Raw genomic sequence first — 4299 nt, 5'->3', positions numbered from 1 at the left:
CGCCGGAGGAGAACGCGCGTGAACGCCGGTCCGTTGATCGTCCAAAGCGATAAGACCCTGTTGCTGGAGGTCGACCACGAGCGGGCCGACGCCTGCCGTCGGGACATCGCGCCCTTCGCCGAGTTGGAGCGCGCCCCCGAGCACATCCACACCTACCGGGTCACCCCGCTGGGCCTGTGGAACGCGCGGGCCGCCGGTCACGACGCCGAGCAGGTGGTGGACGCCCTGCTCACCCACTCCCGCTATCCCGTGCCGCAGTCCCTGTTGGTGGACGTGGCCGAGACGATGGCCCGCTACGGCCGGCTGACCCTCTCCAAGCACCCCGCGCACGGTCTGGTGCTGACCGGCACCGACCGGCCGGTGCTGGAGGAGATCCTGCGCTCCAAGCGGATCAAGCCGCTGGTCGGCGCCCGCATCGACGAGGACACCGTCGTCGTGCACCCCTCCGAGCGGGGTCAGATCAAGCAGACGCTGCTGCGGCTGGGGTGGCCCGCCGAGGACCTGGCCGGGTACGTGGACGGCGAGGCGCACCCCATCGACCTGCGGGAGGACGGCTGGGCGCTGCGCCCGTACCAGAGGCAGGCCGTGGAGGGGTTCTGGCACGGCGGGTCGGGCGTGGTGGTCCTGCCCTGCGGCGCCGGGAAGACCCTGGTCGGCGCGGGGGCGATGGCCACCGCCCGGTCCACCACGCTGATCCTGGTGACCAACACCGTCTCCGCCCGGCAGTGGAAGGCGGAGCTGGTGCGCCGCACCTCGCTGTCCGAGGACGAGATCGGCGAGTACAGCGGCTCCCGCAAGGAGATCCGGCCGGTCACCATCGCGACCTACCAGGTGCTGACCACCCGCCGGAAGGGGATCTACCCGCACCTGGAGCTGTTCGACTCCCGCGACTGGGGCCTGATCGTCTACGACGAGGTGCACCTGCTGCCGGCGCCGGTCTTCAAGTTCACCGCCGACCTCCAGGCCCGGCGGCGCCTCGGCCTGACCGCGACGCTGGTGCGGGAGGACGGCCGGGAGTCCGACGTCTTCTCGCTCATCGGCCCCAAGCGCTTCGACGCGCCGTGGAAGGAGATCGAGGCCCAGGGGTACATCGCTCCGGCCGACTGCGTGGAGGTCCGGGTGGACCTGACCGACTCCGAGCGGCTGGCGTACGCGGCGGCCGAGCCGGAGGAGAAGTACCGGTTCTGCGCCACCACCGACTCCAAACTGCGGGTGGTCGGGCGGCTGGTGCGCCGGCACGCCGGGGAGCAGACGCTGGTCATCGGGCAGTACATCGACCAGCTCGACGAGTTGGGCGAGACGCTCGACGCGCCGGTGATCAAGGGCGAGACGACCAACGCGAAGCGGGAGAAGCTCTTCGACGCCTTCCGCTCCGGGGAGGTGTCGGTGCTGGTGGTCTCGAAGGTCGCGAACTTCTCGGTGGACCTGCCGGAGGCCACCGTCGCCATCCAGGTGTCGGGGACGTTCGGGTCCCGACAGGAGGAGGCGCAGCGGCTGGGCCGGGTGCTGCGGCCCAAGGCGGACGGGCACGAGGCGCGGTTCTACTCGGTGGTGGCGCGGGACACCGTGGACCAGGATTTCGCGGCGCACAGGCAGCGGTTCCTGGCGGAGCAGGGGTACGCGTACCGGATCGTGGACGCGAGCGAGATCACGGCGGAGGACGCCCCCGAGCCGGAGTCCAACCCCTGACGGAGCCGGCCCCGGGGCGCCCGGGTGCCGGGATCGGGGGCGGGCGCGCGTGAGCCGATCGCCCGCCGGTTCGGCCGCCGCCGCGACGGAGGGGACGGGCGGTCGGCGCGGGACGCCGTTCGCCGGGTCGGACACCCGGGCCGGTGCGCCCACCGGTCCGGGCACGGCCCGGTCCGACCGCGACGGGTCCGGCCCCGGCCGGCGGCCGGGTGTGACGCCCATCGGGCGGGAGGCGGGTCCCGGACGGGGGGCCGACCCGGGAGACGGCGCTGCCGGGACGTGGCGGCCGGGGACCCGGCGCCCGCTCAGGCGCGGTGCGGGATTCCGGCGGCCGGCCCCCCGGGCGGCGCGATGCCGTCGGGGTCGGCCGGCGCGGTGACGTCGGCGGATGCGTCGGGGTCGCGCCCCGGCGGGCCGGTGCGCCGGCGGTCACCGGCGAGGCTCTCGCGGTCCACGCGACCGAGGAGCGCCACCTCGGCGGCGGTGACCAGGAAGACCCGCGCGGCGCGCAGGGTATCGCCGAGGGGGTGACGGTGCGGGGCGACGCGGCCCTTCCCGTCGGCCCCCAGGGCGGTGGCGCCGGGAACGGTACGGTGACGGCGGTGGGGAAAAGTCGTGGTGGCCATATGTCCAGACTGCAACCGGAAGCCCCCCTTCGTCATCATTCGGGGGACCGAATTCCGGATCACCCCTGATCAACCGTTCGGGTGAACACCCCGTAGGGGTACCGGGCCCGTGCCGGGGAGCGCCCCGGGGGTTCGAACCCCCGGGCACACGGGGGATGGGGCGGGGTCTCAGCGGTGGAAGCGGTAGAGGTACAGACCCGCCGTCCCACCGACGACGAGATGATGGCCGTCGGGTGTCCATGCGCAGGCGTACAGCTCCCGGTCCGTGCGCTGAAGGGCGATGGGACCGTCGCCCTCGGGACCCCACACCCGCACGAGCCCGTCCCTGCGGGTCGCGGCGACGTACCCCTCGACGGAACAGGCCAACGATGTCGCCTCCCCTCCCGGCCCGGCGAGTCGGACGAAATCCTCCGTGCCCGCACGCCGGCGAAGGATCAGACCGTCCCGGTACGCCACCGTGACGTCCGGGCGCGTTCCGGAGACTCCCACGGCGACCGGATAACGTCCTTCGCGCTTCGTCACGCCGAAGCGCCGGTGGCCGATGAGGGTCGAGGGGTGCGAAAGGTATTCCCGGAACAGTGGCCGGAGCACCTCACGCACACGTTCACCATGGCGAACGAGGCAGGTCGAACTCCGGGTCCGCGGATCCCAGAGGTGGACCCGTCCGTTCTCGCTTCCCACGACGAGCCGGCCGTCCGGGATGAACGACACCGCCGTCACGGCGTCATCACCGAGGAACCGGATCGGCAGAACCGCCTGAAGCAGCCAGTACGGCCAGGAGCCGGCTCCTTCCCGATCACCGGGAGCGAGCCGCGTCATGAGGCGTTGGAGGACACCCGGACGTTCACGCAGGTCGATGCTCTCCTCGTTCAGGTGGAGTGTTCCCGAGGGACGGCCGGTCTCCACCCGCCACAGGTGAACCTGTCCGTAGTTCGTCCCGAGGGCCAGTTCACCGTGCGCGGAGAAGGCCATGCAACGGCTCCGCCCGTGGCCCTCGCGGGAAGGAAGGTGTTCCATCGGAAGCTTCCGGATATCGGCCCCGTCGTGTTCCCTCCACACCCGGATGACGTCCTCGAACGAGTGATACGCCGCCAGCCACCGCCCGGTGGGTGCCGCGGCGACCGTCATGACGTAACGGGCCTGTCCGGTGAGAGCGGCAAGGGCTGCCTGGTCGGGCTCGTCTCCCGGGTCCGAGAGGTTCCACAGCTTCAGGCCGAGGATCGATCCGTTCCTGCCTGCCAGCACCCGACCCCCGTCGGACGGCACTGCGACGTACGCCCCCTGATCACCGGCGTTGGGGGGTCGGGGCCGGGGAACCACCGCGTCGGCCCGTACCCGGACCAACCCGTCGTCGTGGCCGAGCGCGATCCATCGACCGTCCGGCGAAACGGCCAGCGCGGTGGCGACACGGCCACTGTCGACCTCCGTGGGATCGTTCCTCCTCGGTTCCCCGTTCGCTCCCCACCACAGGCTGACCGTCCCCTCGTGGTCCGCGCTCACCATCCTCCCGTTCCCGCTCACCGCGACGGCTGGCATTCCCATCGGCAGCGGCCTCTCCCCCGCCCCGGTCCGTCGGAACGTCGGGTCGCCCGGCACCAGGAGCCCGGTCTTCCCGGTCCCGGGTTCCCACCACAACACGGCACCGTCCCGGGTACCCACCAGGGACCACCGATTGTCGGGGGAGAGGGCGAGGGAGACGGGCCGAACCCCGGTTTCCAACCCGGCTTCCCGCTGCCCCGTCCGCGTGTCCCGGATGGTCACCCCCTCGTCCGTGCCGATCGCCACCCGGGTGCCGTCGTCACCGGCCGCGACCGCGCGCACCGGCCCCGCTCCGGGAGTTGTCGGTGTTTCCGGCCCCCGAACCGTCGAGCACCGGCCGGAGAGCAGGTCGTGAACCGTGATGCCTCCCTCGCCGTCGACCGAGACGACCCGGTTCCCGTCGGACGAAACGGCCACCGGGTGACGTGCTCGCCCACCCCCCTCC

General features: G+C 72.5%; 3 protein-coding genes. 1 reads left to right on the top strand and 2 read right to left on the bottom strand.

Annotated features, from left to right (window positions below):
- Positions 1-18 precede the first annotated feature (18 nt).
- Positions 19-1689 (top strand): DNA repair helicase XPB, encoded by a 1671-nt coding sequence (locus tag FNQ90_RS14220; protein ID WP_182606724.1) that lies wholly within the window; start codon positions 19-21, stop codon positions 1687-1689.
- Positions 1690-1994: 305 nt separating this feature from the next.
- Here the strand turns inward: FNQ90_RS14220 and FNQ90_RS14215 are convergent, their stop codons facing one another.
- Positions 1995-2330 carry a hypothetical protein gene (locus FNQ90_RS14215; RefSeq protein ID WP_182606723.1) on the bottom strand — a complete coding sequence of 112 codons (336 nt, stop codon included), beginning with the start codon at positions 2328-2330 and terminating at the stop codon, positions 1995-1997.
- Between the two features lie 153 nt (positions 2331-2483).
- Positions 2484-4136: a WD40 repeat domain-containing protein gene (locus FNQ90_RS14210; RefSeq protein WP_182606722.1), complete on the bottom strand. Its 1653-nt coding sequence runs from the start codon at positions 4134-4136 to the stop codon at positions 2484-2486.
- Between the last annotated feature and the right edge of the window lie 163 nt (positions 4137-4299).

It is taken from the genome of Streptomyces alkaliphilus (genome assembly GCF_014141535.1).
GTDB lineage: Bacteria > Actinomycetota > Actinomycetes > Streptomycetales > Streptomycetaceae > Streptomyces > Streptomyces alkaliphilus.
The sequence above is the reverse complement of the archived record's forward strand: the minus strand, read 5'-3'. Positions and strand labels throughout refer to the sequence as shown.